Source organism: Pelosinus propionicus DSM 13327 (genome assembly GCF_900114615.1).
Lineage (GTDB): Bacteria > Bacillota > Negativicutes > DSM-13327 > DSM-13327 > Pelosinus > Pelosinus propionicus.
Map to the genome: position 1 here is coordinate 1 of NZ_FOTS01000108.1, position 3,178 is coordinate 3,178.

The 3,178-nt window shown below is 35.8% G+C and carries 6 protein-coding genes; 3 read left to right on the plus strand and 3 right to left on the minus strand.

Features of this window, described 5'->3' with window-relative positions:
- Window positions 1-106: 106 nt before the first annotated feature.
- The 3 genes from BMZ99_RS25585 to BMZ99_RS25595 all read right to left on the minus strand — a co-directional run bounded on the left by BMZ99_RS25585 (window position 107) and on the right by BMZ99_RS25595 (window position 2,233).
- Window positions 107-1,267 (minus strand): site-specific integrase, encoded by a 1,161-nt coding sequence (locus BMZ99_RS25585; protein ID WP_090944884.1) that lies wholly within the window; start codon window positions 1,265-1,267, stop codon window positions 107-109.
- Window positions 1,268-1,350: 83 nt separating this feature from the next.
- Complete coding sequence (locus BMZ99_RS25590) at window positions 1,351-1,791, minus strand: ImmA/IrrE family metallo-endopeptidase (protein ID WP_090944889.1); 441 nt, start codon at window positions 1,789-1,791, stop codon at window positions 1,351-1,353.
- Between the two features lie 7 nt (window positions 1,792-1,798).
- Window positions 1,799-2,233, minus strand: a complete 435-nt coding sequence (locus tag BMZ99_RS25595) for a helix-turn-helix transcriptional regulator (protein ID WP_090944892.1) — start codon at window positions 2,231-2,233, stop codon at window positions 1,799-1,801.
- Between the two features lie 232 nt (window positions 2,234-2,465).
- Between BMZ99_RS25595 and BMZ99_RS25600 the strand changes: the two genes are divergently transcribed.
- The 3 genes from BMZ99_RS25600 to BMZ99_RS25610 all read left to right on the plus strand — a co-directional run.
- A complete protein-coding gene (locus BMZ99_RS25600) occupies window positions 2,466-2,684 on the plus strand; it encodes a helix-turn-helix domain-containing protein (protein WP_090944895.1) in 219 nt (72 codons plus the stop codon).
- Window positions 2,685-2,736: 52 nt separating this feature from the next.
- Complete coding sequence (locus BMZ99_RS25605) at window positions 2,737-2,970, plus strand: helix-turn-helix domain-containing protein (protein WP_090944898.1); 234 nt, start codon at window positions 2,737-2,739, stop codon at window positions 2,968-2,970.
- 25 nt (window positions 2,971-2,995) lie between these two features.
- The coding region (locus BMZ99_RS25610) for a hypothetical protein (RefSeq protein WP_139214865.1) at window positions 2,996-3,178 on the plus strand (183 nt) is incomplete at its 3' end.

Genomic DNA, 3,178 nt, shown 5'->3' on the forward strand with positions numbered 1-3,178 from the left:
TATAGTTAAAATATTGTAATAAGCTGCCCCAGACCTTAATTTTAAAAGGAAAATAGATTGCTAAATAGCAAAATGACCACATTTTGACCACAATAGAGGGTATTTTTTAGAGGTTTCTCATTAGTTCACTGAACTTTTGGGAAGCCTCTTTTTTCATTGTCTTCGTTACATGCATGTATACATTTTTAGTAGTGCTGTCGTCAATGTGACCTAGCCGCTCCATAATCTGTTGAAGCCCTACACCAGCTTCTGCCAGTAATGATGTATGAGTATGTCTTAATGAATGAGGCGTTAGCTCCTTGGCAAGTCCTGCGATCTTTAATAAACGACTCATTCTAATTTCAATAAATTTGAGATAGTGAGGATATCCAGGATTGTTTTTTATTTTAGCAAAGATAAAATTTTTATCATAGTAGGAATCCCCTATTCTATTTTTAATTATATCTTGCTGTTCCTGATGCTTTTTTAATTCATTAATAACATCAATATCAATATCGATACATCTTTTAGAACTTTTAGTCTTAGGTGTTTGTAATAAGTATTCGGTGGTAATGTTTTTGGGATTGTAATAAGTTTTTATGATATTAATAGTATGCGCTTCAAAATCAACATCTGTCCATTTTAAGCCGCATAACTCACCTATCCTCATGCCACTGTAGGCTAATGTCATAAATATAAGGTAATCTCCATCCAATCCTTTTTCTTTTGCGGTTTTGAGGAATACGTTTAGCTCATCTTTCTCTAGGTATTTTGCAGGAGCGTCGTCCTCATCAATAGCACGCTGTGATCGAGGCGGTCGAGCGTAGGCAGTTGGATCAAGCTTGATAACATCTAATTCCATTGCTTTCTTAAAAAACATTCTTGCGGTACCATGAATTCCGGATATTGTATTGTCAGAATAACCTCTGTCTTTAAGATCAATTAACGTATCGTGATACGTTTTTTTTGTGATGTTTTTTAATTTAATATTTCTAAAATAGAAGGCCAGGCAATCAATTTCATAGCGCCTAGCACGTGCACTGCTTTCCTTTACATTATCGCAGTATAGCTTAAGCCACTCAATAGAAAAGTCTTCAAATGTAAGATTTTTTTCTTCAATGTAAGTTCCATGGTTTACTTCTTGCTCTAGTTTTCCCGCCGCGAGCTGGGCCTCCTTTTTTGTTTTAAATCCAGACACGGTTTTTTGTTTCCTCTTTCCAGTAGCGGCGTCTTGTCCAATGTCGGCGGTGAATGACCATTTTTCTCCCCGCTTACGGAAGTATGCCATATAAAATCACTCTCCTTTTTGAATATTTCTGCCCAAATAGGTATTAATCACCCCCCCTTTTTTTTATCGAACATAAGTTTGGTTTAACGGGTAAATTTTTTTATATCTTTCAACCTTGCTAAATCATGTGGAACGCCACACATTTCAGCAAGAGCAAAAAGCGTTGTACCAGTATACTGCTGGAAAAGGCTATCCGGTAGTAGGAGCTCCACTGCAAAGGTATTGGCTTCGCGCTCAATTTTCGACACTGAAAACAGTGTGCTTCTTTGAAGGAATGGAGTATTCACTGCTACATGTAAAACGGAATGGGCTAGTTCATGAGCGCATGTAAAGCGTTGATCTTGTTCGTTAAGTTCCTGATTGATATGAATGATCTTAATGCGTTTATAAGTATTAAAATATCCCAAGGTATCTTTCAGCCTCTCAAATTGGATATCTACGCCCATTTCCCTAGCGATTTGGAAAGGGCAATTTGTGTGGTATTTTTTTATTATTCTTTCTGCCGCCATTTTTTCTTTACGCATTTAGTATCTATTCCTCCTTTCTGTATTTTTTAGGAGTAAATTTCTTCTTTGCCATTTGTTTAGCGAGGCGCATGGAGTTTTCCAAAGAGATACGTAATAACTCCTTACTTTCCTCATCCAAAGGCTCACCATCATAAAAAGACATAGCTTCATGACTCTCTAGATTAGAGAGCATTTTTTCTAAGTCACGCGCAATGTCGCGCTCTTCTTTTGGTGATAGCGATGATTGAGGTGTTCCAGTAGATATATTTTCTCCCAATAGTAAATTAGTTCCAATTTCCAGTGCCTGAGCTATTGTCTTTAAAGTGTCGACGCTTGGGTTATATCTATCGCGTTCAATGTCAGCAACATATGATCTTGACATATTAGCTAATTCTGCCAATTGGCCTTGAGTTAGCTTTTTTTGTTTGCGGAAATGTTTGATATTTTCTCCAATTGACACTTATTTCAACCTCCGTTTGTCGGTAGATCCGACTTTATGTTTATTATAATGTAATTATTCCGTGAATACAATACATAAAATGACGGAATAACAAGTAATATTAAGCAAAATGACGTAAAAACACTACATTATGCTGATTTAGCTTAAAAATGCTCTTATTTAAACTAAAATGGGTTTTTACAAAATGACGTGAATACCGTATATTTATATACATAGGAGGTGAGCAAAAATCATGACTGAGAAAAATATGCTTGGCACAACTATTAAAAAAGCGAGAAAACATAAAAGGTTAAAGCAGGCTCAACTTGCTGATATTACTAAGCTTTCCCGTAGTTATATTTCAGATATTGAGAATGGTAGGTATAGTCCCAGTATTGAAACTTTATCGAAGATTGCAGTTTGTTTAGATATAGATTTAAATATTTTAAAAATGACGGATATACAAGTTTAAAATATTTAATACCTATAAAATTAAGCTAAATCATTAAAGAAAGGAGCTAAAAATGGACAAGCAATCGCTAGATAGTTTACCAGAAATACTCACTGCCCAGCACATTGCAACGTATCTTACAATCTCAAGAAGGCGTGTATATGAATTGTTTCAACTCGTGCCGGCGGCAGGCGGTATAGCAAATTTTGATATTGGATTTTCAAAACGGGTTGATAAGGTCGATTTTGTAAACTGGATAAATGCCCGTAAGCAGGAAAAGGTGAAAAAAAATAGCCCTCAACAATAGGCGATATCGAAAGGAGCATAAAAACATGAATAAAGTAATTTGCCCTCATTGCAAAGCAGCAGTCCCGCAAGGCAATTTTTGTTCACTATGTAAAGCAAAGCTAGTAACTGTATGTGATTGCTGGAAAACAGGTGGAAAGTTTAATTGCGGTTTACCTAATTGTACAACTGATAGCTTGCCTTTTTTATCTGATAATTATGGACGTCCT

What these genes read in the sequence shown, in the direction of transcription:
- BMZ99_RS25585 (WP_090944884.1), bottom strand. Translation starts at nt 1,267, where the DNA reads ATGGCATACTTCCGTAAGCGGGGAGAAAAATGGTCATTCACCGCCGAC.
- BMZ99_RS25590 (WP_090944889.1), bottom strand. Translation starts at nt 1,791, where the DNA reads ATGCGTAAAGAAAAAATGGCGGCAGAAAGAATAATAAAAAAATACCAC.
- BMZ99_RS25600 (WP_090944895.1), top strand. Translation starts at nt 2,466, where the DNA reads ATGACTGAGAAAAATATGCTTGGCACAACTATTAAAAAAGCGAGAAAA.
- BMZ99_RS25605 (WP_090944898.1), top strand. Translation starts at nt 2,737, where the DNA reads ATGGACAAGCAATCGCTAGATAGTTTACCAGAAATACTCACTGCCCAG.